General features: G+C 53.4%; 1 protein-coding gene. It reads right to left on the reverse strand.

The features are described from left to right. Nucleotides 1-38: 38 nt before the first annotated feature. A partial coding sequence (locus tag SB749_RS19795; RefSeq protein ID WP_410711811.1) for a hypothetical protein occupies nucleotides 39-264 on the reverse strand: 226 nt, incomplete at its 5' end.

Raw genomic sequence — 264 nt, forward strand, 5'->3', positions numbered from 1 at the left:
TAGACAGTAGCAAGCCAGCAATATGACCGTGTAGAGGCTTATTCATCAGGCTTCATTTCATCAGACTCTTTTGTCGGACGACCTCTTGGCGTCATCAACTGCTGCGAAGTCACATCATCGGCGAGGCGACAGTCCATCTGTGGCCGTATCACATCACGCAGGTAGGCGGCGACTTCATAGACTGCGCGCCGTGAGTGAGTAAGGTTTTGTGCAGGTTTCATCCAGTCGCGCTTAACTGGCAATGGCGCGCTTAGCGGTGTGCTG

Origin of the sequence: Brevibacterium sp. SIMBA_078 (genome assembly GCF_046534565.1) — a bacterium.
GTDB lineage: Bacteria > Actinomycetota > Actinomycetes > Actinomycetales > Brevibacteriaceae > Brevibacterium.